Raw genomic sequence first — 23,318 nt, 5'->3', positions numbered from 1 at the left:
TGTAGGCCGAAGAATAGCACTAAGCCGGCGGCGCGCCAGTTTTGCGAAGTTGCTCGCCGCAGCGCCGCTCGTCAGACTCTGTGGCCACGCATGAACGAGACCACCAGCGAAACCGATTCCGTCCAGGGCGAGGCACGCCCCTCACGCCGGGGCGCGCGGGCAACGCACCCCCTGTTGCTGTACATCGCCGCGCTGGTCTTTACCGGGCTGCTGCTGGCGTGGACGACCAGCCAGCGGCTCGACGACTTTCGCGCCAATCAGGCACGTCTGGCCGCCACTTCGGTCGCGGCGACGGCCGACGAGGTCGGGTTTCTGATCGCCAGCCACCGCCGCTCGGTGCAGACCTTCGCCGAGGACCGTCGCGCGGCGATCTCCGCCCTGCTTGCGACCCCGGATGCCGATCCGCTGAGGGATGCGATCGCAAAGGACCTCGACCGGCATTTCCCGGGCCGTTTCGCCTTCACTGTCGCCGACGGCCGGGGCGTCATCCGGCTCGACGACTTCGACGGCGTGGTCGGCGAGGTCTGCGCCCGCGACGTGCATTCGTTCGCCATGCTGGACAACGCCTACCAGGTGTTCGTCCACCCGAATGGCGAGCGCTATCACTTTGACCTTCCCGTGCGGATCGGGGCCACGCCGGACGTTTCAGCCTTTGTCTTCATGGTCAGCTTTGGGCTCGACGACATCGCGCGCGTGCTGGCCGCCGGTCAGGTGCCGGATCACCGGCTCGCGATCGTGCGCAACGACGATCCGACCCTGATCGAGGTCACGGCCAGCGGTGGGCGCGACCAGCTGGGCGAGGCGATCCGGCTGACTGAGGCCGAACTCGCAACCGCCGCCGCGAGTGCCGAGATCGCCGGTACCCGCTGGCTGCTGGTGGACTTGGTCTCGGAGGCGATCTACTTCGAACAGCGCTGGCGGCTGATCGGCGATGCCGCGCTGGTGTTTTTCCTGATCGCGGCCCTGGGCGCCGGACTCACTGTCGTGCTGTTGCGCGAGGAGCACCGACGCCAGATGGCCGAATTCGCGCTGGCGGACGGCAACAGCGCCCTGCGCCGCGCGCTCGAAGAGCAGAAGCGTTTGCAAGCCGAACTGGTGGAGGCCGACAAGCTCGCCTCGCTCGGCGGGCTGGTCGCCGGTGTCGCGCATGAGATCAACACCCCGATCGGTTCCGGCGTGACGGCCGCCTCGGTGCTGCGCGAGCAGATTGCCGGCCTGCGCGCGCACGCCGACCAGGGCGACATGAAACGCTCGGATCTGTATGGCTTTTTTAACTCCGCCGACGAGGCCGCCGGCATCGTGCTGCGCAATCTGGACCGCGCCGCGACCATCATCGGCAGCTTCAAGCGCGTCGCGGTGGATCAGGCCAGCGAGGCGCCGCGCGAATTCGATCTGTGCGGCTACCTTGACGAGGTCCTGCTGAACCTCAAGCCGCAGCTGAAGCGCTCGCCGATCGAGCTGGTCGTCGACTGCACGCCCGGCATCCGCCTGCACAGCGTGCCGGGCGCGCTCGCGCAGGTCGTCACGAACTTCGTGACGAACTCGCTGACCCACGCCTGGGACGACGACAGCGCGAGCCGGCGCATCGAGATGCGAGCGTACATCGGCCGCCCCGGCGAGGTCGTGCTCGACTACCGCGACAACGGCCGCGGCATCCCGGCCGAACACCGCTCGCTGGTCTTCGAACCGTTCTTCACGACCGCCCGCGGCCGCGGCGGCAGTGGACTTGGCCTGAGTGTGGTCTACAATCTGGTGACCGGCCCGTTGGGAGGCGGGATTCGGCTGCTTGATGCGGTCGAATGTCCGTACGGCGCCGGCTTCCGGGTCCACATGCCCCAGCGGCTCGAACAGCGCACGGCCCGGCAGACCTGACAACGAGAGAACGATGACCATGACCGACGAAGCACTGTTCCGTTTTGCCGAGGAGCCAGAGGCGGGCGCCTCGGATCGCAGCCAAGCGGATGCCCAGCAGCCGTGGCGCGTGCTGGTCGTCGACGATGATCAGTCCATCCACGACGTCACGCGGCTTGCGCTGGCGGATTTCCAGTACAAGGCCGTCGGCCTCAATCTATTGCACGCCTACTCGGCCGCCGAGGCGCGCGAGCTGTTCGAGCGGCACGACGATATTGCCGTCGCCCTGATCGACGTCGTTATGGAGACCGAGCATGCCGGCCTTGAACTCGTGCGCTGGCTGCGCGAGGAGCACAACTGCGCGCTCACGCGGGTGATTCTCAGGACCGGACAGCCCGGGCAGGCGCCGGAACGGCGCGTGATCGTCGACTACGACATCAACGACTACAAGGAAAAGACCGAACTCACCGCGACCAAGCTGTTCACGCTGATGGTCGCCTCGCTGCGCAATTACGAAAATCTCGCCGCGCTCGCGCGTGCGCGCGAGGGACTGCTCTACATCATCGAGTCTTCCAACCGGCTGTCGACGAACCAGTCCCTGACGAGCTTCATCGAAGGCGTGCTGTTGCAGTTGCAGGGCATGCTGGCTGGCGGCGCGAGCGGCTTTTACAGCCGCAGCCTAGCGCTGTTGTCGGATCGTTCGCCGGCCGAGGCCGGAAGGCAAATCATCATCGCCGGCACCGGGGATTTCGCCGGCAAGGCGACCCAGCGACTGGGCGAGTTTGCCGATCCGGAACTGCTCGAGGCCGTCGACCAGACGCTGCGCACCCGCCACAGCCAGTTCGTCCGGGGCGGCTTCGTCGCCTACTTCGGCAGCCGCTACGGCAACCATGGCGTGCTGTATCTGGGCGGTGGACGGCGCGAACTCGACGACACCGACCGCAGCCTGATCGACACCTTCTGCCTGAACACCTCGTTCGCGTTCGACAACCTGCACCTGACGCGCGAACTCGAGGAGACCCAGCACGAGATCGTCACGACGCTGGGCACGATCGCCGAGTTCCGTTCACGGGAAACCGGCCGCCACATCGTGCGCGTCGCCGAGATCGGCCGCGAACTCGGGCGGCTGTACGGAATGGACGAAGAGGAAACCGAACTGCTTGCGCTCGCGCTGCCCATGCACGACATCGGCAAGATCGCGATTCCGGATTCGATCCTGCACAAGCCCGGCCCGCTGGATGGCGACGAATGGACCGTCATGCAGACCCATGCCGAGCTGGGTTACGAAATGCTCGCGAAATCGCCGCGGCCGCTGTTCCGCGCCGCCGCGACCATCGCGCGCGAGCACCACGAATGGTGGAACGGCCAGGGTTATCCGCGCGGGCTGGTCGGCACACAGATCCATCTGTACGGGCGGATCGCGGCGATTGCCGATGTCTTCGATGCGCTCGGCAACGCGCGCAGCTACAAGGAGCCGTGGCCTGCCGAACAGATCGCGGAACATTTTCGCGATCTGCGCGGCCTGCAGTTCGATCCCGAACTCACCGACCTGCTGCTCGATCACCTCGACGAGTTCACGGCGATCCGCGAGCGCTACGCCGACGACGCTCCCGAGGTTCCGGCGCGCCCCGCGGCCACGGCCGACGGCGACTGAAGTCGGCAGCGGTTCATCCGGCCTTTTTTGGGAAGCTCTGATCAATCCATCCCCGATTGCCAGAGCAGCACGTCCATGTGCTTAGGGAAACTCTGACAATTCAGAGTTTCCTTAACAGGTTGTTGAAAAAGGCCCATCCATGGCCTTTTCAACGTCGCAACCGAAAAGCGTGGTTTTCGGTTGCTCACGAAAATCAAACATTTGGATGTTCGATTTTCGGGCGAGACGTCCGTGTCTCGCGATATCAGGCTGTCGAAATGAGAATTTCAACAGCCTGTTAGCGGCGTGGCGCGGCGCCGGTCAGTCCCGATCGATATTCCCGGCCGGAATCTCGTTGCCCTGGAAGCGGTTCGCAACGATCCAGCGGTTCAGCGGCGTCGTTGACGCGCCGCGCGTGAAGTACTTCAGCGTGTTGTAGAACACGTGGTGTTTCGCACCGACCGGTTCGGCGGTCGCGACCTGAAACTCGTCCCACTCGTAGAAGTACGTCGTCTGCGTGCCGTGCAGGGTGATCTTGCCGCCCAGGCTCACGTCGACGTCGTCGTACTGCGTTTCGCTGGTCTGCTTCTCGCGGTGGGTCTTTTGCGTGTTGACCACGAGCCGGCGAATCTCGCCGACCCCGTACTTCGGGTTCGCCAATGTCTCGCGCGCGATCTTCTGCAACTCGGCGTCGTCGCGGCTGGCGCGTTTTGGCATGCGCATGCCGTCGAGCGCGCGCTTGTGCCTGGCCTCATATTCGCGCGCGGTGCGGTCGACCCGATCCAGCAGTGCCGAGTGGCTGCCGCCACCGGCGGCCTGCTGCTGCGCGATGGCGGCCAGCACGATCGCGCGCTGGTCAGCGAGTCGCGCGCGACGCTCGTCGGCGACCCCCTCGCCGAGAAAGCCGTTGCTGCGGTCGTGCTCGTCGTCGGGGTTGAGCCGATCGAAGCTGTCGAGTGTTCGTTCGACCTGCTCGATCTGCGCGCCGAGGTTCGATGCCAGCTGAGCGCGGCTTTCGTCGATCTGCCGGCGCGTGCGTTCCATCGCACCCCGGATGCGGTCGACATCCTGGAAATCGTAGGCCGCACCCTGGCCGACGGTGCCGTGGGTCAGCGGTAGGTGGGCCCGGGCCTTGAGGTCCGCGAGGGTTTTCAGGTCGGCGTCGATGCTCGCGAGTGCCGCCGTGCTGGCCGTGCTCCACGCACTGATGTCGGCCTGTGTGTATGGCGGCGCCGGTGGGCGCGGGGAGTTCGCGAGGTGACCATCGATCACCCGCAGACGGGCCTGCACGTCGCCGAGGGCCGCGCGTGCGGCCTCGCCCTCGCGCGTGCCGAAGGCCAGCAGTTCGCGAAACCGTGTGAGTCGGGCGTGGGCGTCCGTGACTGCGGGGTCTGTCGCGAAGTCCGAGTAGTTTTGCAGATCGTGCTCGAACCGCTGCGCCAGCGTGGACTGTTTCGCGACGTAGGCCGGGTCCTGGAACGGTTTGACCCCGTCGCGATCCAGGCTGTCGGTCGCGCTCTGGATATCGCGCCCGAGCTTTGTCACGCGCACGCGCTGGTGGGAAATCATCTGCGGCGCCGCGCTGGGCACTGGCGCAGCCATGGGTGCTGCGCGGGTCGTAGCCGGGCCTGCCGGCGGTGCGCTGGGGGCCGGGCCTGTGGAGCCGTCGACGGCGGCCTGCAGGCGCGATTCCAGCGCCCGATACCGTGCATCGGCGTCGGTCCACGAAGGATCCGCGTGGTTCGGCGAGCTGTCCAGGCGCTGGCGCGCCAGGCCGAGCAGGCGCAGTGTGCGCTGCGCGGTGGCCTTCGAGATCGCGCCGCTCCCGACCTGCTGTTCGAAGCGGGCAAGGTCCGCCACGGCGCTCTTGATCTGTGCGTCGGCGGGCTCGAACGCAAACGCCGGCAGACTCATCGCCAGGGCAAGCGTCAACATCAGCCGGTTCAGGGGGGTCTGCATGGATGGCTCCGGTTGCGGTGTTCGGGCTTGGGGGTCGATTACTTCCGGCGCGGCTTGCGCTTGCCGCCTGCCGCGCGCCGGGCGACATCACGTGCGGCGCGGGCGAGGTCGAGCAGGGCCTCGTCGTCATCCAGGGCCGCCTCGGGGGCCGGATAGTAGCCCAGCGTCGTGGTTCGGCCGCAGCCGGCCTGATAGGTGAACGGCGCGAGTCCCTGCGCCTCGTAACGTGGCCGGTCGAGCTCGTCGACCTTCAGGTACAGCGTGTCGTCGATGACGATCGCGAAGAAATCCGCCTCGCAGTAGATTCCCGCGCCGCCGAACATGCGACGGGTGCGGATCGCGCCCATCGGCGCGAGGCGCTCGCTGATCCAGTCGAGGAATTCCGCCGAGACGCTCATGAGCTGACGGGGGGTGCCTCGAGTGGCCGCACCGCGTCGTGAACTTCGGGGCGAAGCGCAAACAGGAAATCGCGCGAGTCGACAGGCAGGTGTGCGCCCGCGCCCAGTGGTGGCGACAGCGGATGCAGGATCCGCGCGGCGGTCGAGTGGGCGTCGATCTGCCAGACCCGGTAGCCCGCCGGCAGCAGTTCGCCGCTGATGAAATCGAGGTCTGCGTCGCGTTGAACCTCCACGATCAGCGTCGGCGACAGCGCCTGAATCATCTCGCGCCCGCCGGAGATCACGGCACGCTCGTGCCACTCGGCGTCGATCTTGATCAGCGCATCGCTGGCCGTGCCGAACGTCTCGCGCCAGAAGGCGTCCAGCGTGATGGCGGGAACGGTTTCCACCCGGTCGACGATCTTCTCCTCGATGCGTTCCCCGTGCACCGTGGACAGGAATCCGGTTGCGTCGAAATAGAAATCGACACTGCCAGGCGCGTCGGATACACAGGCCGCGACGATGTGCGCGTTGTCGAACCCGTTGGCCTCGCAGTTGCGCCGGTTGATTGCGTTGAGGCGCGCGTTCGGCTCGAACATGAACACCGGCCGACCTGTCGACAGTGCGGTCAGCGACCGCAGGCCGCGGTTCGCGCCGATATCGAGGTACGGCGCATCCGGTGCGAGCAGGTCGCAGAGCACGGCTTCCAGCCGGTTCAGCCCCGGTGCGTGGCGGCGGTACTCCAGCGCCACCGCCCAGCCGGGTTCGCTGCCGCCGCCAATCGGAATCCGCACGCGCCTGCCGTTCGCCAGCCGGACGGTCCAGTGGTAGTCGTCGACCTTCGGGCGCCGCACCATGCGGTTCGCCAGCAGCAGCGCCGGGCGCGGTGCGCGTTCGTACGCGGCGTTGTATAGCCGCAATACGGGACGAAACCGCAGCAGCGGGACGAGCCCGCGCGTGAGCCCGCGCATGGTCCAGTGCAGGGCCGTTTTCGTAAAGCGGTTCAAACTGGCCGGTTCTCCCGACGGGTGTTCCGAAACGGTGCGGGCTTCGACCGTGATTCCCTGATCTGGTGCGTCGCGCCGCTCAGACCGCGCATTTCCGGCGCGATGGCATGGCACGCCGTTTGCTTCGCAAGGCGGCATGCCCTGAGCTGCGCAGTCTAGCCTGATGTTCCAAGCCCGATCGAACGAACCTGCCTACGCACGCGTGCCGGATGCCGCGCACCCGGCCGAGAACCGCTACGGCGTGCCGATTGAAACGGTACCGGTCGGCCATGGGCTGCGCGATCAGAGCCTCGGGATCAACGGCGACCACGGGGTTTCGTCGAACCCGAATCGCTACAAGCAGCACGGGTTCTACTTCAATGCCGACCGCTGCATCGCCTGCCATGCCTGCGAGGCAGCCTGTTCCGAGAAGAATGACCTGCCTGCGCATCTGGCGTTTCGTTCGGTGGGCTATGTCGAAGGCGGCAGCTACCCAGCCTACCAGCGCCTGAACATTTCGATGGCGTGCAACCACTGCGACGACCCGGTGTGCCTGAAGGGCTGTCCGACGCGCGCCTACACCAAGTTCGCCGAGTACGGCGCCGTCTTGCAGGACCCGGACATCTGCTTCGGTTGTGGCTACTGCACCTGGGTGTGCCCGTACAACGCCCCGCAGCTCGACACCCAGGCTGGCCATGTCTCCAAGTGCAACATGTGTGTGGATCGGCTCGAGGTCGGCCTGAAGCCCGCCTGTGCCGCGGCCTGTCTGGCCGGGGCGCTGGACTTCGGCATTGTCGAGACGACGCCGGCCGGACGTGACCAGCTCGAGACCCGCATCCCGGGGTTTCCGGACCCAACCATCACGCATCCGAACATCCGCTTCCAGCAGACCCGCTCGCTGCCGGGCGAGCTCACCCGCCCGGACGCCATGCCGCTGCGCTACGTGCGCGAGAGCGCCGACCGTCACCGCCCGGCGCCGGCCACATCGACCGGCCCGCGCGGCTGGGGGATCGCGAAGCTCTCCACGCGCGAGAATCCGCTGGTGGTGTTCACGCTGGTTTCGCAGGCCGTGGTGGGCCTGTTCGCAGTCCTTTTTGCGGGACGCAGTCTCGGGCTGGACTGGGTGCCGGGCGCGGAAAATCCGATCGCCTGGCCGCTGCTGCTGTTCACGCTGATCGGTGCGCAGACCCTGGCCCTGGTACTGTCGACACTGCATCTCGGTCGGCCGCACCGTTTCTACCGCGCCTTCAACAATCTGCGCTGGTCGCCGGTGTCGCGCGAAGTTGCCGGGATCGCGGTGTTCTACAACCTGCTTGGTCTGTACACGCTGCTCAGCGCGTTCCCCGGCTGGTGGGGCTGGCTGCCGGACGGCTGGCACCGGATCGCCGAGTCGGCGGCCGGCGCTGGCGCGGTCCTGGCGGGTATCGCGGCCCTGTACTTCATGCATCGCATCTACCGCATTCCGGCGCGGCCGTACTGGGACCACTGGCAGGTGCTCACGGCGTTCCTTGGCAACATGCTGGGGCTTGGCGCCGCCGCGCTCGGCCTGATCGTGCTCGTGATCGGCAGCGCGCCGGACGCGAGCCTGAGGCCACTCGCGGCACTGATTGCGCTCGGACTGACATTCGAAGCGATCGGGTTGTGGGCGCACGCGCGCGCCATGCGCGTGCGCGGCGGTGAGGGCGCGGCCGCCATGCTGGTGCAGGCGACCATGTTCGGCCACACGGCGGCGTTGCGCTACGCGCTGCTCGCCGCGGGCCTGGTCCTTGCGGTCGCAATGGCGCTGGCGGCGCCCACGGGTCCGGTGGCCGCGGGCGGCTGGCTGGCGCTCTCGCTGGCCGTGGCCGGTGCGGCAATCCTCGGCCGCATGCTGTTCTACGCACTGGTGATTCCGACGACGATGCCCGGGGCGTTCTTCTGGCGCAATCGGGCGTTCGAGGCGCACGCGCGCGAAACCGGGCTTGCCGACCTGCCGCAGACTGGCGTGCTGCCCGCGGCGCATTGAGGTGCCCGACCGGCCCTTGCCGAGCGAGGCGGTGACAGCGATATTGGATCAATGTCGGCTGTTTCCACACGCTCCAGAGACCCGCTGCGCGAGGCTGTCTTCGCGGCCGTCTACCGTTCGCCCGAGCAGCGTCGGCGGCGGGTGCTCGCCGGCGTCGTGCTCGGGCTGAAACACGCGCTGCGCGGCGTCGCGTTTTCATGGCCGCTATATCTGCCTGCCGCTGCGCCGCTGGCCATTCCGGAAGCGGCCGCGTGGTGGTCGCTGCCGCTGCTGATTCCGGGCATCGGGCTGTCGCTGCACATCCTGCGCAAGGGCGTGCGGGAGGACTACGCGAACCGGGTACGTGGCGTGCTGCTGGGCGCCCACGTCCTGCGCGCGATGCTGACGGCGCCGCGCGCGTGAAGCGGGTCGACCCACCGCTCATTGGTTTTGCCGCCGCGAGCGGCACCGGCAAGACGACCCTGCTCGAAGGCGTTCTCGGGGCGCTGGTCGATGCCGGACTTCGCTGCGCCGTCATCAAGGCCACGCATCACGATTTCGAGATCGACCGGCCCGGCAAGGACTCGCACCGTCTGCGTGGCGCGGGCGCCGCCGCCGTTTTGCTGACCGGTCCGACGCGCATGGCACTGATCGAGACCCGTACGGCAGAGCCGAGTCTCGACGAGGCGATCGAGCGGGTCATGCCCGGCGTGCCCGATCTCATCCTGGTCGAGGGCTTTCGCGATGCGCCGATCGACAAGATCGAGGTCTATCGGGCGGCGATGGGGCGGCCGCCGCGCTTCACGGCCGACCCGCACATCGTTGCGATTGCGACGGATATCGAACTGGATTCCGGCGGGCTGCCGCGACTGGACCTGAACCGCCCCGAGACCGTTGCGGCGTTCATCCGGCGTCACTGCGGGCGGTAACCGAACGCGCATCGGCCGAGTTGCGGCCAGCTGCTAAACTTCAGGCGTGACCGGCGACCACCGGCTTGGTCGCGCCCGTTGGCTTGTCGAAACCCAAACCCGATGCCCGGTAAATGAACCGTCACGCACTGTCGATCGTCATGGCCATGCTGGCGCTGCTGGTGTTCGCGCTGACGCTGTATGTGCGCGAGGCCGACCAGCGCTTCCGAGCATCGCATCAGGCGCTGGCCGAGGAGTCGGCGAACGGCGTCGCGCGCAATGTCGCGTTGTTCATTGAACAGACGCGTGGGCGTGTTGCGCTGTTCACGGACGGGCATACCGATGAGATTGCAAGCCTTGCCCGCAGCCCCGATAACGACCGGCTGCTCACTGAACTCGACGCGGCACTCGCCCAGCATTTCCCGGGGCGATTCGGGCGTACCGTCGGAGACTCTGAAGGACACGCGCTCATCGACGACTTCGACGGCCGCGTCGAGGAGGTCTGCCGCAGCGACATGCAGCGTTTCAGCGTGCGCGGAACCACGCCGGTGGTGATCCATCCGAATCCGCTCGGCTATCACTTCGACGTCATGGCGCGCTGGCGCCGCGGTCCGCAGAGCGGGGTGTTCTTCGTCAGCTTCACCCCGCAGCTGCTCGCCGAAGTGCTCGCCAACAGTCACGTCCCCGAGCATGAACTGATGCTCGTGCATCGGGACATCGACGGGCTGATCGAGGTCACCCAGCGTGGTGACCGCTCGAAGATCGATCGCGCGATCCGTTTCACCGATGAGGACCGCGCGCGCATCGTCTATCGTGTCGGTGTGCCGGGCACGCTCTGGGATGTCGTCGACCTGGTCGACCCCGGGCTGTTCCGCGACCACCGTCGCGCAGTGATGCTGCGGGCCGGCGCGGTGTTCGCCGTGTTCGTCCTGGTCGCCGGCGGTCTGTACTTTTTCGCCGCCAACGCCGACCGCCGACGCCGCGTGGCGGACCAGGCCCTGCGCGAGCACAATGTCCTGCTCGAGAAACGCGTTGCCGCGCGGACCCGCGAGCTCAGCCGGATGAACGAGATGCTCTCCGAGGCCCTGCGCAGCGGCGCCCGCGCCGTGCCGCACACGGGCGGCGGGCCCGCCGCGCCGATCTCGTTCCAGGGCGGGCCGGCGGTCACCGTGGACTGGTATCTGGAGACCGACGAGCTGCAATTCACCGGTGCGTTTACGAGCCTGTTCGCCGGCGCGCCGCCGTTGAGCACTGCGCAGTGGCTGGCGATGCTCGCGCCCGAATCCCGAGAGGACTTTGCCGAAGCCCTGCACCGCCTGCGCACCGGCGAAGTCGACGACGGCGACTACGACCTGGTCCCGGCCGAACCGGTGGGCTGTGGCGTGGTTCGCGTGAACTTCCTGCTGGTCCGCGAGGAGAACGGCCGGCCCAGCCGTGTGGTTGGGGCCATGCAGTGCGCGGACCCGCCGGAGCAATAATCTGGAGGTGCGGATGACGACTCAAGCGAGCATTTTCGCCGCCATTGTGGTGGCAGTTCTGCAGTGCGGTACCGCAAACGCGGCGCAGTCCGGCGCGGCCGATGTGCTGCTTGCATGGAATACCAGCCCGCAGGCGCCGCCGCGCTATTACGTGGTGCCGAACTCGCGCTGGGGTCCGCCGCAGTGGCGTGAGGACACGACGCCGTCGGTCAAGAACATCCGTGCCGCCGGCAATGTGCGCGTCACCGTGGAACCGTCGTCGGCCCGGGTGCTGCTCGACGGCTCGCCGCTCGTGCCGAACCAGGATGGCGAACTCGCGCGCGGGGTGTTTACCGGGTCGCACACGGTCGAGGCGTATGCCGCCGGCTATCGGACCGAGCAGCGCACCGTGACCGTGGGCGCCGGTGCGCAAGTGAATGTCGATCTGCGCCTGGAGCGAACGCGCTGACAGCTTGCCGGGCAAGCGCCGATCACGCGTTCGCGTTTGATCAGCGCTGCGCGGGGGCTATTGGGCGCATCAGCGCGCCGTCAGGCGCGCGGTACCGGGGGGTGGCATGCAGCCACCCCGCTCCGCGAATTCCAATCAGCCGAGTTCCAGGTCTTCCTGGATGGCCTTCACGCCGGCTTTCGCGCAGCCTTCGTCCACGAGTGAATCGGGCGCGCCGCTGACGCCGACCGCGCCGTAGTAGCTGCCGGCCCCCTCGATCAGCACGCCGCCGGGAAAGATCAGCAGGTCGTCGCGGTTTGCCAGGGGCGTGCCGTCCAGTCGCTTCAGGTCCGAGGTCGCGGCCGTGAACGCGTTCGCCGTGTAGGCCTTCGCGCGGCTGATCGGCACGGTGATCTCCGGAGCCAGGGTGTCGCGCAGCACGATCTGGGTATTGCCGCTGCGGTCGACGACCGTGGCGGAGATCTGAATCCCCTGCGCGCGACAGGCCTCAAGCGCGCCCTGCGCTACGCGAAGTGCCGCTTCCATGGTCAGGCGCTTGATGTTGACCGACATCTCGGCCTGCGCGGACGGGGTTGCCAAAAGCACGGCACAGGCCATTCCGGCCAGCGTGATACGGGTCTTCATTGTCGGGGTGCCTCCAGAATGGGTTTATTGTCGGTGGTCCTTGGGTTAGTCCCTTCCAGGCCCGCCATGGTTTCACGCATCCAGTCGTGGATGAGCTCATTGAGTTGCTGGGCCGTCATGCCGGCGGGGTCGACGGCCGGCCCGATCATCATGCGGATGGTGCCGGGTTTCTTGGTGATGCTGCGTCGCGGCCAGTAGCTGCCGGCGTTGTGTGCGATCGGCACCACCGGCGCGCCACTGGCCGTGGCGAGCAGGGCGCCGCCCTGGCCGAAGCGTTTCTCGGTGCGTGGCGGCAGTCGCGTGCCCTCGGGAAAGATCACTACGTTGATGCCGTCGCGCAGCCGGTCGGTGCCGCGTTCGATGACCTGGTCGCGCGCGCTGCGGCCCGCGCCGCGGTCGATCGCGATGGATCGTAGCGATCCGAGCGCCCAGCCGAAGATCGGCACCCAGAGCAGCTCGCGTTTCATCACCCAGGTCTGCGGTCCGAACACGCATTGCAGCGCGATGGTCTCCCACGCCGACTGGTGCTTGCAGTAGAGGATCGCCGCACCCGCGGGGATGTGTTCGCGGCCCTCGACCGCGTAGTCGAGCCCGCAGAGCCATTTGAGCATCCGCATCTGCAGGCGCGCCCAGGTGCTGCCCAGGCCCGAGCGCATGCGAAACGGCAAGGGCATGGCCAGCACGACCAGCGTGGAGTAGACCGTGGCCGTGACCATCATCGCGACCGTGAACACGATCGAGCGGAATTTCTGCATCAGTGCGTTTTCACCAAGTCGTCGACCGCGGCTGCGAGGTCGTCGTAAACGGGAAGGTCTCTGAGCTGCGGCCCATGCGCGCGGAGTGTAGCGAGGCCCTTGCCGGTGCGCACGAGGATCGGCGCGCAGCCCAGCGCCTCCGCCGCGAGGAGATCGCGCAGCGAGTCGCCGATCGCCGGCACCCCGGCCAGCTCGCGGCCGAAGTGTTCGCCGATCTCGCGGATCAGCCCCGGAGCGGGTTTGCGGCAGGTGCAGGCATCGTCCGGCCCGTGTGGGCAGACGGCCACGTAGTCGATGCGTCCGCCGGCCGCTTCGACCAGCGAGTGCATTTTTTTGTGCATGGCCGCCAGCGTGGCGGCGTCGAAATAGCCGCGCGCGAGGCCGGACTGGTTCGTCGCGACCGCGATCCGATAGCCGGCCTTTGCCAGCCGCGCGATCGCCTCGATGCTGCCCGGGATCGGGATCCATTCCTCGGGGCTGCGGATGTAGTGATCGGAGTCCTCGTTGATGACGCCGTCGCGGTCGAGGATCACCAGCGGCGGTGGTGCCGGTTCAGTTGCCATCCGACCCGCGAAACTCCGTCACGCGGATGCGCCCGCCGACGGTGCGGGCATCGCGCTGCATGATGCGTTCGAGCTTGGTCCAGAACGCGGCGTTCAGGTCGAAATCCCGCGCGATCGCGGTGCCGATCAGCAGGATCAGCAGGTCCGCGCATTCCTCGGCAAGCGCCTCGACGGGTTTGCCCTTGGTGATGCAGGCGGAAATCTCGCCGAGTTCCTCCGCCATCAATGCAACCCGGTAGGCACCTTCCTCGCCGCCGGTGTTGGGAAAGTCGTGCTTGTCGTGGAAGGCCTGCACGCCGGCGAGCATGGCCGCATAGGAGTCCTGGGTCACCGGCATCGGCGGGTTCAACCCAGACCGGAGAGGTCGGCGACGCGCAGGAACTCGGTGCGCAGCCGCGCCAGCAGCCCGATGCGGTTCGCGCGCACGGCCGGGTCCTCGGCCATGACCAGCACCTCGTCGAAGAACCGGTCGACCGCGCCACGCAGGCCGGCGAGGCGTTCGAGGATTCCGGCGTAGTCGTGCCCCCGGGCAGCCGCCGCGATCTCGGTCGCAGCAGCATCCAGCGCCGCGGCCAGTTCACGCTCGGCCGCGTGCTCGAACCGCGTGGGGTCGGGTTCCGCTGCGGCCTCGTCCGGGTTCTTTTTCAGGATGTTCGCGATGCGCTTGTTCGCGGCGGCCAGCGACTCGGCCTCGGGCATGCGCCGGAAGGCCAGCACCGCGGCGATGCGGCGCTCGAAGTCGATCAGCGTCGGCGGGTTCACTGCCGCGACGGCGTCAAACAGGTCGGCGCTGATGCCATCGTCCGAGTACAGGCCGCGCAGGCGGTCGAACAGAAACGCGCGGACGTCGGCCACCGTGGCCGGGGCGTCGATCGTCTTCGCAAGCGGCGCCGCGGCCGCTGCGAGCAGGGCGTCCAGTTCGATGTCCAGCGCGTGCTCACGCAGGATGCGCAGTGCGCCGATCGCCGCGCGGCGCAGGGCATACGGGTCCTTGTCGCCGGTCGGCCGCTGGCCGATGCCGAAAATCGCGACCAGGGTGTCCATGCGCTCGGCAAGTGCGACGGCCATGCCCGCCGGTGTGGCCGGCAGGTGGTCACCGGCCTGGCGCGGCCGGTAGAACTCCTCGAGCGCCGTGGCGACCGCCTCGGCCTCGCCGTCACGCGTGGCCTGGTAGCGGCCCATGACGCCCTGCATTTCCGGAAACTCGTAGACCATCTGCGTCATGAGGTCACAGCGGCTCAGCCATCCGGCGCGGGTGGCGATGTCCGTGTCGGCGCCGGTTCGCCCGGCAATCCAGCCGGCCAGTGCCGCCACGCGCTCGGACTTGTCGTACATCGAGCCCAGCTTGTGCTGGAACACCACGCCCTTGAGTGTCTCCAGGTGGTCTTCCAGGCGGCGCTTGCCGTCCTGCTGCCAGAAGAACATCGCATCGGCGAGTCGTGGGCGTACGACCCGCTCGTTGCCGGCGCGGATGAACTCGGGATGCGGGCTTTCCAAGTTCGCGATGACCACGAAACGCTCGCTCAGCCGGCCGGCGCGATCGAACAGCGGGAAGTACTTCTGGTTCTGCTTCATGGTCAGCACCAGGGCCTCGTGCGGGACCTCCAGGAAGCGCGATTCGAAGCCTGCGACGATCGCCACCGGCCATTCGACCAGGGCCGTGACCTCGTCGAGCAGCGCGTCGTCGAGATCGGCCTCTGCATCGAGCTTCGCGGCTTCGCCTTCCACGAGCTGTCGCACCTTTTGCTTGCGCGCGTCGAACTCCGCCAGCACATGACCGGGCGACTCCAGTCGCGCCGCGTAGTCGTCGGCATTCCCGAGCGCGATGGCGTGCGGGTGATGGAAGCGATGGCCGCGGGTCTCGCGGCCGGCGTCTACATCCAGCAGGCGGCAGGGCACGACCTCGCTGCCGTGCAGGAACACCAGCCAGTGCGCGGGTCGCACGAATTCGGCCGCGCCCGCACCCCAGCGCATGCGTTTGGGAATTGGCAGTGCCTCGAGAGCCTGGCGCGCGATCTCCGGCAGCAGCTCGGCCGCGCCTCGGCCGGACTCCTGCGAGCGGAACACCAGCCATTCGCCCTGGTCGGTCGCCATGCGTTCCAGCGCGTCGACGCTCGTGGCGCAGGAGCGTGCAAAGCCTTCGGCGGCCTTCGTGGGTTTGCCGCCGGCATCGAATGCCGCGGCCACGGCCGGTCCGCGGCGTTCGACCGCGCGGTCCGGCTGGGTATGCGACAGATCGCGCACGATCAGGGCGAGCCGTCGCGGCGAGGCAAATGATTCGATCGCGCCGTGCGCGAGCCGGGCCTCGTCGAGACCCCGGGTGAACGCCGTCGCGAGCGCGTCGCGCAGGCCGCGCAGCGCGGTCGGCGGCAGTTCCTCGGTGCCGAGTTCGAACAGGCAGTCGGCGGCCGTGCTCATGGCTGGCCTCCGGCGTTGCGCAGCATCGGGAAGCCGAGCCGTTCGCGCGCGTCGTAATAGGCCTGGGCCACGGCGCGGGCCAGGGTGCGCACGCGCAGGATGAAGCGCTGGCGTTCGGTCACCGAGATCGCGTGGCGCGCATCCAGCAGATTGAACGCGTGGGATGCCTTCAGCACCTGCTCATAGGCTGGCAGGGGCAGGCCGGCCTCGATCAGCCTTCCGGCATCTCGTTCGCACTGGTCGAACAGGCCAAACAGGAAATCCACGTCGGCGTGCTCGAAGTTGTAGGCCGACTGCTCGACCTCGTTCTGGTGATAGACGTCGCCGTAGGTGAGCGGGCCGTCCGGACCCGTGGTCCAGACCAGGTCGAAGACGCTCTCGACACCCTGCAGGTACATCGCGATGCGTTCCAGCCCGTAGGTGATCTCGCCCGCGACCGGACGGCAGTCCAGGCCGCCGACCTGCTGGAAGTACGTGAACTGGGTGACCTCCATGCCGTTCAGCCAGACCTCCCAGCCGAGCCCCCAGGCACCGAGCGTGGGCGATTCCCAGTTGTCCTCGACAAAGCGGATGTCGTGCACGGTCGGGTCGATGCCGAGCAGCGCGAGCGAACCGAGATACAGGTCCTGGATGTCCAGCGGCGAGGGCTTTAGCAGCACCTGAAACTGGTAGTAGTGCTGGAGGCGGTTGGGGTTTTCGCCATAGCGGCCATCGGTCGGCCGGCGCGAGGGCTGCACGTAGGCCGTGCGCCAGGGTTCCGGGCCGATCGCGCGCAGGAAGGTCGCCGTGTGAAACGTGCCGGCGCCCATTTCCATGTCATACGGTTGCAGGATCGCGCAGCCGTGGTCGGCCCAGTAGCGTTGCAGACTCAGGATCAGCGACTGGAACGAGACGGCCGCTTCAGCGGCGGGATTCGACAAGGCAGTGGTTTCCGGAAATGTTCTGGGCAATTGCGCGCGCAAGTATACCCGCGCCCGCGATGCGGGCCGAAGACAGGAATCGAATGCTTGCGGCGACCCGTGCGGCAGGTCGGCGCGAGGGCTTGCGACGCTTGCGTGACACGGTGGCGCGGCGGACCATGGCGAGATGCATATGCACGTCAGTCATGCGCCCACACCGGCCGACCGGGCGGGGGAACGGTACCGGATCGTACGCAAAGTCACGCTCGTCGGCGCGGTGTTCGATCTGTTGCTCGGTGTGCTGAAGCTCGTCACCGGCTGGGTCGCGCATTCCCAGGCGCTGATCGCCGACGGCTTCCATTCCCTGTCGGATCTCGCGACCGACGTCATGGTCATCGTGGCCGCGCGGCATGCCGGCAAGGATGCCGACGATGACCACCCCTACGGCCACCAGCGCTTTGAGACGCTCGCAACCGCGGCGCTGGGCATCGCGCTGATGGGCGTTGGTATCGGCATCGCCTGGGATGCGACCGACCGCCTGTTTGAGCCGGAACGCCTGCTTGAACCCGGGGGCTGGACGCTGGCCGCGGCAGCGCTCTCGGTGGTGATCAAGGAGGCCATCTACCACTACACGATGCACTACGCTCGCACGCTGCGCTCGGCGATGCTGCGCGCGAATGCCTGGCACAGCCGGTCCGATGCGTTCTCGTCGATCGCGGTCATCATCGGCGTGGCGGGCGCGATGGCGGGGTTGACCTACCTGGACGCCGTCGCGGCCGTCGTCGTCGCCGTGATGATTGCCAAGATCGGTCTGGACCTGGCCTGGTCCAGCGTGCGTGAGCTGGTCGACGAAGGCCTCGACGAGGAGCGTCTGGAACGCATCCGCCACCTGATCGAAGACGTGGACGGGGTTCGCAGCCTGCACCTGCTGCGCACCCGGCGCATGGGTGGTCAGGCACTGGTCGACGTGCATCTTCTGGTCGCACCACGCCTGAGTGTCTCGGAGGGTCACCACATCGCGGAAACGGCGCGGGCGCGGCTGATCGACGAGATTGAGGAGGTCGATGATGTCATGGTGCACATCGACCCGGAGGACGACGAGGCCTCGGATCGTTGCGATGGCCTGCCGCTGCGAGGCGAGCTGTTACGCCGGCTCGAGGTGGCTTGGGGCGGGGTCGTCCCGGAGGAGGTCACGCTGCATTACCTCGACGGGGCGATCGATGTGGATGTCGTGCTGAAACCCGAGGCCGCCGACGCCGGCACGGTCGCCGCACTCATTCGCGCCGGAGAGGCGCTGGAGATCGTGCGGACGGTGCGCGTGCTGACGGGCCGGGCAAGGACCGACCGCCGCGGTGCGGCAGCGGTATCCACGCCCGCGCGGTAGGGCTCGCACCGTATTGGCGCAGATCGGCCGGGCGCGTACCAGATTGGTGCGCACGGTCGTCTGCGGGATGGCGCCGCACCATGCGGGGGCCTTTGTCTTGCGCTAGACTGCGCCGCTGGCACGAAACCTGCTGTTCACGCAGTAGCCAACAAATCCCGAGCGGCCGCAACAGCGGCCGTCTTTCAATCCAATCCTGAATTGACCGGAGAACGACCGCGATGTCAGCCGATGACGCCCAGAAAATGATCCAGGAAAACGACTGCAAGTTCGTCGACCTGCGTTTTACCGATACCCGTGGCAAGCAGCAGCACGTGACGATTCCGGCACGGCTGGCCGATGCCGATTTCTTCACCGACGGCAAGATGTTCGACGGGTCGTCGATCTCCGGCTGGAAGGGCATCAACGAGTCCGACATGATCCTGATGCCGGATACCGGCACTTTGCAGCTCGATCCGTTCTCCGACGAGAAGACCATGATCGTGACCTGCGACGTCATCGAGCCGTCGACCGGCGCCGGCTACGAGCGCGACCCGCGTTCGATCGCCCGACGCGCCGAGGCCTATCTTGCCTCGACCGGCATTGCCGACACCGCCTACTTCGGGCCGGAGAACGAGTTCTTCGTGTTCGACGACGTGCGCTGGGGCTCGGATATGTCCGGCAGCTTCTGCAAGATCGATTCCGAAGAGGCCGAATGGAACTCCGAGCGCGTCTATGAGGACGGCAACATGGGCCACCGCCCGACCGTCAAGGGCGGCTATTTCCCGGTGCCGCCGGTCGACTCGCTGCAGGACATCCGTAACGCCATGTGCCTGACGCTCGAGGACATGGGCCTGACGGTCGAGGTGCACCACCACGAGGTCGCCACGGCCGGTCAGTGCGAGATCGGTGTCGGATTCGGCAAGCTGGTGCAGAAGGCCGACGAGATCCAGACGCTCAAGTACGTCATCCACAACGTCGCCCATGCCTTTGGCAAGACCGCGACCTTCATGCCCAAGCCGATGGTCGGCGACAACGGCAGCGGCATGCACGTGCACCAGTCGCTGGCGAAGGGTGGCAAGAACCTGTTCAGCGGTGACGGCTACGGCGGCCTTTCGGAACTGGCGCTGTATTACATCGGCGGCATCTTCAAGCACGCCCGTGCGCTGAACGCATTCACGAACCCGAGCACGAACAGCTACAAGCGTCTGGTGCCGGGCTTCGAGGCGCCGGTGCTGCTCGCCTACTCGGCGCGCAACCGTTCGGCCTCCTGCCGCATTCCGTATGTCTCGAATCCGAAGGGGCGGCGCATCGAAGTGCGGTTCCCGGACTCGATGGCGAACCCGTACCTGGCGTTCTCGGCGATGATGATGGCCGGCCTCGATGGCATCCAGAACAAGATCCACCCGGGCGGTCCGGCGGACAAGGATCTCTACGATCTGGAGCCCGAGGAAGAGAAACAGATCCCGACCGTGTGCCATGCGCTCGACCAGGCTCTGGCCGCGCTGGACGCCGACCGCGAGTTCCTGAAGAAGGGCGGCGTGTTCACCGACGACGTGATCGACGGCTACATCAAGCTGAAGATGGAAGAGGTCACGCGCATGCGCATGACCACGCATCCGATCGAATTCGACATGTACTACAGCCTGTAAACGAGTTCTCCTGACTCGGTCTGCAAACCTGGGCCCGGACGGCGGATCGCCGTTCCGGGCCTTTTTTTTGCGCGGGCGGTCCGGTCGGTGTGACCGGTTGCATTGTTGCTGCCACGGGCGCTGGCTATAGTTCTGGGCATGAGGCAGCTCCTGACCGGCGTTTTGCTCGCATTCGCGCTGATTCCTGCGGCGGCACGCGACGTCTACCGCCATATCGCACCGGATGGCAGTGTCAGTTTCTCCGACCAGCCCGTGCCGGGCGCGGAGACGATCCGTCTGCCCGAGCCGCGCCCGGCGGCACCGCTGAATCTGCCCGCGCGTACACCGGCCGGCACCGACGCTCCGCAGGGGCCGACGAGCTACTCGGTGCTCGAGATGCTCGAACCCGAGCCCGAGGCGTCGGTGCGCAGCAACCAGGGCCAAGCCACGGTCCGCGTACGCCTGGAGCCGCCGCTGGCCGAGGGTGACCATCTGCAGGTGGTCGTCGACGGCCAGGTCGTGCCGGGCGAACTGCGCTCGACCAGCCTGCAACTCAACGAGCTCGTCCGCGGCACGCACACCGTGCAGGTCAACGTTGTTTCCGCCGGACAGGTCGTACGCAGCACGGCTGCGGTGCGGTTTCACATGCGCCAGGAATCCGCACTGACCCGGCAGCGGCTGGGTTTGGGCGAGTTCAAGCCAGCGGCACCGCCAGCCAACAACCCCTGAGTCCGGCCGGACCGCCGTCTGCCCGGCGCCGACCCGGTGAACCCCGGTTCGTCGCGCCCGCCCTGGCGTCCGGCGGTACCCCGACCGGGTGCTCGTCCTGACCAGCCTTGGTCGTCGCACCGATTTAGTGCATAGTCGCCACGCTGGAGTCGCGTCCGGGCGCGCCGGTGCGCGGAATTTCGCACGGCCGGGGCGTTTATTTACCAAAGCCGTTCTGGCCCGCTCCTTGCTTGCGGACTCTGTATGAACATTCCCGCCCCTGCGGACGAACGCATCATCCGGCGCGTCGTCGAGAACCTGCAGTGCGCGGTTCTGCTGTTCGATCGATCCCTGACGCTGACCTACATGAACCCGGCGGCCGAGGAGCTGTTCGAGACCAGCGCCCGGAACATGATCGGTCGCGCCGCCGGCGAGATGATCTACTGCCCGGAAACCGACGTGGTTGGTGCGATCCGCAAGGCCGGTCAGCGCGGGCGTCCGTTCACCGAGCGGTCCATGGTTCTGCCGCTGTCGGGCCGGCGGGCCGTGACGGTTGACTGCACCGTCACGCCGCTCGCCGATGACGGCGCGGTACTGATCGAGCTCGTCCGGCTCGATCGGCATCAACGCATCTCGCGCGAGAACCATCTGCTGCAACAGTCCGCCGCCGCGCGCGATCTGCTGCGCGGGTTGGCGCACGAAATCAAGAATCCGCTTGGCGGTCTGCGCGGCGCGGCGCAGTTGCTACAGAGCGAACTCGACGATCCGGGGCTGTCCGAATACACCCAGGTCATCGTCGACGAAGCGGATCGGCTGCGCGATCTCGTCGACCGCATGGTCGGTCCGAGCCGGCCGATGAGAAACGCCGCGCTGAACATTCACCGCGTGCTCGAGCGCGTGCGTGGACTGGTCGCAGTCGACGCGCCGGCGGGCGTGGAGATTCACACCGACTACGATCCCTCGCTGCCGGAACTCAGCGGCGACGAGAACCAGCTGATCCAGGTGTTCCTGAACCTCGCGCTGAACGCCGCTCAGGCCCTGACCAGGGGCGGGCGCATCCTGCTGCGCACCCGCATCGAACACAACTTCACGATCGGCACGCGACGCCGCCGTCACGTCGTGCGCGCCGACGTGATCGATGACGGGCCGGGTATTCCGCCCGAGCTTGCGGAGCGCATCTTTCTGCCGATGGTGACCGGTCGTCCCGAGGGCACCGGGCTGGGCCTTTCCATCGCTCAGTCGCTGGTGCTCGCGCATGGAGGACTGATCGAGTGCGCGAGCGAGCCGGGTCACACCGAATTCAATGTCTATCTTCCGGTCGAGGAACGCCGATGAGTGAAGCCGAAGTCTGGGTCGTGGATGACGACCGCTCCATCCGCTGGGTGCTGCAACGCGCGCTCGAGCGTGCCGGTTACCAGGTGCGTGCGTTCGCCGACGGTGACAGCACCCTGCATGCGCTGGAGCGCAGTGCGCCGCTGGCGATGGTTTCCGACATCCGCATGCCCGGCATCGACGGGCTGAAGCTGCTCGAACGCATCCATGCGCGCGACCCGCGCATGCCGGTGATCATCATGACCGCGCATTCGGACCTGGACACCGCGGTCGCCTCTTTTCACGGCGGTGCGTTCGAATATCTGCCCAAGCCGTTCGATGTGGACGAGGCGGTTGAACTCGTGCGTCGTGCGATCGGCAGCCGTCAGGCCGCCAATGGCGAGCACCACGCCGAACCACAGCCCGAGCAGACCGACCTGATCGGCGTCGCGCCCTCCATGCAGGAGGTGTTCCGCGCGATTGGGCGACTCGCGCGCTCGAACGTCACGGTGCTGATCAATGGCGAATCGGGCACCGGCAAGGAACTCGTTGCCAATGCCCTGCATCGGCACAGCCCGCGCGCGAACGGTCCGTTCATCGCACTGAACATGGCGGCGATTCCGCACGATCTGCTGGAGTCCGAACTGTTTGGACACGAACGCGGCGCGTTCACCGGTGCGCAGGCGCGGCGCGAGGGGCGCTTCGCCCAGGCCAACGGTGGCACGCTGTTCCTCGACGAGATCGGTGACATGCCCGCCGAGATGCAGACGCGGCTCCTGCGCGTACTCGCGGACGGCGTGTTCTATACCGTCGGCGGCCATACGCCCACGAGAGTGGACGTTCGCATCATCGCTGCGACCCATCAGAACCTCGAGCAGCGCGTGGCCGATGGCCGTTTCCGCGAGGACCTGTTCCACCGTCTGAACGTGATTCGCATCCGGCTGCCGGCGCTGCGTGAGCGGCGCGAGGACATCCCGCTGCTCGCACGGCATTTCCTGGTCGGCGCCGCGCGCGAACTCGGCGTCGAACCCAAGCGCCTGTCGCGAGATGCCGAGCAGCTGATGGCGGCACTGGACTGGCCGGGCAACGTGCGCCAGCTCGAAAACACCTGCCGCTGGCTGACCGTCATGGCCTCCGGCCGCGAGATCCAGATCGGCGACCTGCCCAACGACCTCTCGCAAGGCGTCACCGAGGAGCAGGCCGAGGGTGACTGGGAATCCGCACTCAAGGCCACCGTGCAGCAGGCCTTGCGCGCCGGGCGTTCCGCGGTGCTGAACGAAATCGGCCCGCAGTTCGAACGCGCCGTGATCACCACGGCGCTGGGTTTTACCGGCGGTCGCCGTCAGGACGCCGCGAAACTGCTCGGTTGGGGCCGCAACACCCTGACCCGCAAGATCAAGGAACTCGGTATCGACTAGGGCGTGT

20 protein-coding genes are annotated in these 23,318 nt (G+C 67.3%); 11 read left to right on the top strand and 9 right to left on the bottom strand.

Annotation, left to right across the window (positions count from 1 at the left end):
- Positions 1-90 precede the first annotated feature (90 nt).
- Positions 91-1,872: a HAMP domain-containing histidine kinase gene (locus KDG50_06170; GenBank protein ID MCB1864997.1), complete on the top strand. Its 1,782-nt coding sequence runs from the start codon at positions 91-93 to the stop codon at positions 1,870-1,872.
- A gap of 13 nt (positions 1,873-1,885) precedes the next feature.
- The gene (locus KDG50_06165) at positions 1,886-3,505 is read left to right on the top strand and encodes a DUF3369 domain-containing protein (protein ID MCB1864996.1); all 1,620 of its coding nucleotides are present in this window, start codon (positions 1,886-1,888) and stop codon (positions 3,503-3,505) included.
- A 300-nt stretch (positions 3,506-3,805) separates the two neighbouring features.
- Here the strand turns inward: KDG50_06165 and KDG50_06160 are convergent, their stop codons facing one another.
- From KDG50_06160 to KDG50_06150, 3 genes are read right to left on the bottom strand one after another with little or no spacing between them, the layout of a single operon-like run.
- Positions 3,806-5,443, bottom strand: a complete 1,638-nt coding sequence (locus KDG50_06160; protein ID MCB1864995.1) for a hypothetical protein — start codon at positions 5,441-5,443, stop codon at positions 3,806-3,808.
- A gap of 38 nt (positions 5,444-5,481) precedes the next feature.
- A complete protein-coding gene (locus KDG50_06155; GenBank protein ID MCB1864994.1) occupies positions 5,482-5,841 on the bottom strand; it encodes a TfoX/Sxy family protein in 360 nt (119 codons plus the stop codon).
- The gene (locus tag KDG50_06150) at positions 5,838-6,827 is read right to left on the bottom strand and encodes an FkbM family methyltransferase (GenBank protein ID MCB1864993.1); all 990 of its coding nucleotides are present in this window, start codon (positions 6,825-6,827) and stop codon (positions 5,838-5,840) included. Before KDG50_06150 ends, KDG50_06155 begins: the two co-directional genes overlap by 4 nt.
- A 163-nt stretch (positions 6,828-6,990) precedes the next feature.
- Here KDG50_06150 and KDG50_06145 point away from each other — a divergent pair, with 163 nt between their 5' ends.
- The 4 genes from KDG50_06145 to KDG50_06130 all read left to right on the top strand — a co-directional run bounded on the left by KDG50_06145 (position 6,991) and on the right by KDG50_06130 (position 11,624).
- Positions 6,991-8,811, top strand: coding sequence for a dimethyl sulfoxide reductase anchor subunit (locus tag KDG50_06145; GenBank protein MCB1864992.1), 1,821 nt, complete (start codon positions 6,991-6,993; stop codon positions 8,809-8,811).
- Between the two features lie 197 nt (positions 8,812-9,008).
- Positions 9,009-9,719, top strand: coding sequence for a molybdopterin-guanine dinucleotide biosynthesis protein B (gene mobB / locus KDG50_06140; protein MCB1864991.1), 711 nt, complete (start codon positions 9,009-9,011; stop codon positions 9,717-9,719).
- 113 nt (positions 9,720-9,832) lie between these two features.
- Entirely contained in the window at positions 9,833-11,176 is a 1,344-nt protein-coding gene (locus tag KDG50_06135; protein MCB1864990.1) for a hypothetical protein, read from the top strand.
- Between the two features lie 13 nt (positions 11,177-11,189).
- Positions 11,190-11,624: a PEGA domain-containing protein gene (locus KDG50_06130; protein MCB1864989.1), complete on the top strand. Its 435-nt coding sequence runs from the start codon at positions 11,190-11,192 to the stop codon at positions 11,622-11,624.
- Between the two features lie 135 nt (positions 11,625-11,759).
- On the opposite strand, the gene KDG50_06125 is transcribed toward KDG50_06130, so the two are convergent.
- From KDG50_06125 to glyQ, 6 genes are read right to left on the bottom strand one after another with little or no spacing between them, the layout of a single operon-like run.
- Positions 11,760-12,248: a heme-binding protein gene (locus tag KDG50_06125; GenBank protein MCB1864988.1), complete on the bottom strand. Its 489-nt coding sequence runs from the start codon at positions 12,246-12,248 to the stop codon at positions 11,760-11,762.
- Complete coding sequence (locus KDG50_06120) at positions 12,245-13,003, bottom strand: 1-acyl-sn-glycerol-3-phosphate acyltransferase (protein MCB1864987.1); 759 nt, start codon at positions 13,001-13,003, stop codon at positions 12,245-12,247. The genes KDG50_06125 and KDG50_06120 overlap by 4 nt, the downstream gene beginning before the upstream one ends.
- Positions 13,003-13,566 carry a D-glycero-beta-D-manno-heptose 1,7-bisphosphate 7-phosphatase gene (gmhB, locus tag KDG50_06115; protein MCB1864986.1) on the bottom strand — a complete coding sequence of 188 codons (564 nt, stop codon included), beginning with the start codon at positions 13,564-13,566 and terminating at the stop codon, positions 13,003-13,005. The genes KDG50_06120 and gmhB overlap by 1 nt, the downstream gene beginning before the upstream one ends.
- Positions 13,556-13,903, bottom strand: a complete 348-nt coding sequence (locus KDG50_06110) for a nucleoside triphosphate pyrophosphohydrolase family protein (protein MCB1864985.1) — start codon at positions 13,901-13,903, stop codon at positions 13,556-13,558. Before KDG50_06110 ends, gmhB begins: the two co-directional genes overlap by 11 nt.
- Positions 13,904-13,911: 8 nt before the next feature.
- Positions 13,912-15,984 carry a glycine--tRNA ligase subunit beta gene (locus KDG50_06105; GenBank protein MCB1864984.1) on the bottom strand — a complete coding sequence of 691 codons (2,073 nt, stop codon included), beginning with the start codon at positions 15,982-15,984 and terminating at the stop codon, positions 13,912-13,914.
- On the bottom strand, positions 15,981-16,904 hold the full coding sequence (gene glyQ, locus KDG50_06100) for a glycine--tRNA ligase subunit alpha (GenBank protein MCB1864983.1): 924 nt from the start codon (positions 16,902-16,904) through the stop codon (positions 15,981-15,983). The genes KDG50_06105 and glyQ overlap by 4 nt, the downstream gene beginning before the upstream one ends.
- A gap of 172 nt (positions 16,905-17,076) precedes the next feature.
- Here glyQ and KDG50_06095 point away from each other — a divergent pair, with 172 nt between their 5' ends.
- The 5 genes from KDG50_06095 (at position 17,077) to ntrC (ending at position 23,311) form a co-directional block, all read left to right on the top strand.
- The gene (locus tag KDG50_06095) at positions 17,077-18,267 is read left to right on the top strand and encodes a cation transporter (protein ID MCB1864982.1); all 1,191 of its coding nucleotides are present in this window, start codon (positions 17,077-17,079) and stop codon (positions 18,265-18,267) included.
- Positions 18,268-18,485: 218 nt separating this feature from the next.
- Entirely contained in the window at positions 18,486-19,895 is a 1,410-nt protein-coding gene (glnA, locus tag KDG50_06090) for a glutamate--ammonia ligase (protein ID MCB1864981.1), read from the top strand.
- A 138-nt stretch (positions 19,896-20,033) separates the two neighbouring features.
- A complete protein-coding gene (locus KDG50_06085; protein ID MCB1864980.1) occupies positions 20,034-20,603 on the top strand; it encodes a DUF4124 domain-containing protein in 570 nt (189 codons plus the stop codon).
- 243 nt (positions 20,604-20,846) lie between these two features.
- On the top strand, positions 20,847-21,917 hold the full coding sequence (gene glnL / locus KDG50_06080; protein ID MCB1864979.1) for a nitrogen regulation protein NR(II): 1,071 nt from the start codon (positions 20,847-20,849) through the stop codon (positions 21,915-21,917).
- A complete protein-coding gene (ntrC, locus tag KDG50_06075) occupies positions 21,914-23,311 on the top strand; it encodes a nitrogen regulation protein NR(I) (GenBank protein ID MCB1864978.1) in 1,398 nt (465 codons plus the stop codon). Before glnL ends, ntrC begins: the two co-directional genes overlap by 4 nt.
- Positions 23,312-23,318 lie beyond the last annotated feature (7 nt).

Source organism: Chromatiales bacterium (assembly GCA_020445605.1).
Lineage (GTDB): Bacteria > Pseudomonadota > Gammaproteobacteria > JAGRGH01 > JAGRGH01 > JAGRGH01.
This window is presented reverse-complemented; position numbering and strand designations above follow the sequence as displayed.

Bases quoted from the DNA above. Each gene is read 5' to 3' on its own strand.
- glnL (MCB1864979.1), top strand. From the start codon at position 20,847: ATGAACATTCCCGCCCCTGCGGACGAACGCATCATCCGGCGCGTCGTC.
- KDG50_06110 (MCB1864985.1), bottom strand. From the start codon at position 13,903: ATGCCGGTGACCCAGGACTCCTATGCGGCCATGCTCGCCGGCGTGCAG.
- KDG50_06085 (MCB1864980.1), top strand. From the start codon at position 20,034: ATGAGGCAGCTCCTGACCGGCGTTTTGCTCGCATTCGCGCTGATTCCT.
- KDG50_06105 (MCB1864984.1), bottom strand. From the start codon at position 15,984: ATGAGCACGGCCGCCGACTGCCTGTTCGAACTCGGCACCGAGGAACTG.
- KDG50_06160 (MCB1864995.1), bottom strand. From the start codon at position 5,443: ATGCAGACCCCCCTGAACCGGCTGATGTTGACGCTTGCCCTGGCGATG.
- KDG50_06120 (MCB1864987.1), bottom strand. From the start codon at position 13,003: ATGCAGAAATTCCGCTCGATCGTGTTCACGGTCGCGATGATGGTCACG.
- mobB (MCB1864991.1), top strand. From the start codon at position 9,009: ATGGCCGCTATATCTGCCTGCCGCTGCGCCGCTGGCCATTCCGGAAGC.
- ntrC (MCB1864978.1), top strand. From the start codon at position 21,914: ATGAGTGAAGCCGAAGTCTGGGTCGTGGATGACGACCGCTCCATCCGC.
- KDG50_06145 (MCB1864992.1), top strand. From the start codon at position 6,991: ATGTTCCAAGCCCGATCGAACGAACCTGCCTACGCACGCGTGCCGGAT.
- glnA (MCB1864981.1), top strand. From the start codon at position 18,486: ATGTCAGCCGATGACGCCCAGAAAATGATCCAGGAAAACGACTGCAAG.
- KDG50_06125 (MCB1864988.1), bottom strand. From the start codon at position 12,248: ATGAAGACCCGTATCACGCTGGCCGGAATGGCCTGTGCCGTGCTTTTG.
- KDG50_06095 (MCB1864982.1), top strand. From the start codon at position 17,077: ATGCACGTCAGTCATGCGCCCACACCGGCCGACCGGGCGGGGGAACGG.
- KDG50_06165 (MCB1864996.1), top strand. From the start codon at position 1,886: ATGACCATGACCGACGAAGCACTGTTCCGTTTTGCCGAGGAGCCAGAG.
- KDG50_06170 (MCB1864997.1), top strand. From the start codon at position 91: ATGAACGAGACCACCAGCGAAACCGATTCCGTCCAGGGCGAGGCACGC.
- KDG50_06135 (MCB1864990.1), top strand. From the start codon at position 9,833: ATGAACCGTCACGCACTGTCGATCGTCATGGCCATGCTGGCGCTGCTG.
- KDG50_06155 (MCB1864994.1), bottom strand. From the start codon at position 5,841: ATGAGCGTCTCGGCGGAATTCCTCGACTGGATCAGCGAGCGCCTCGCG.
- gmhB (MCB1864986.1), bottom strand. From the start codon at position 13,566: ATGGCAACTGAACCGGCACCACCGCCGCTGGTGATCCTCGACCGCGAC.
- KDG50_06130 (MCB1864989.1), top strand. From the start codon at position 11,190: ATGACGACTCAAGCGAGCATTTTCGCCGCCATTGTGGTGGCAGTTCTG.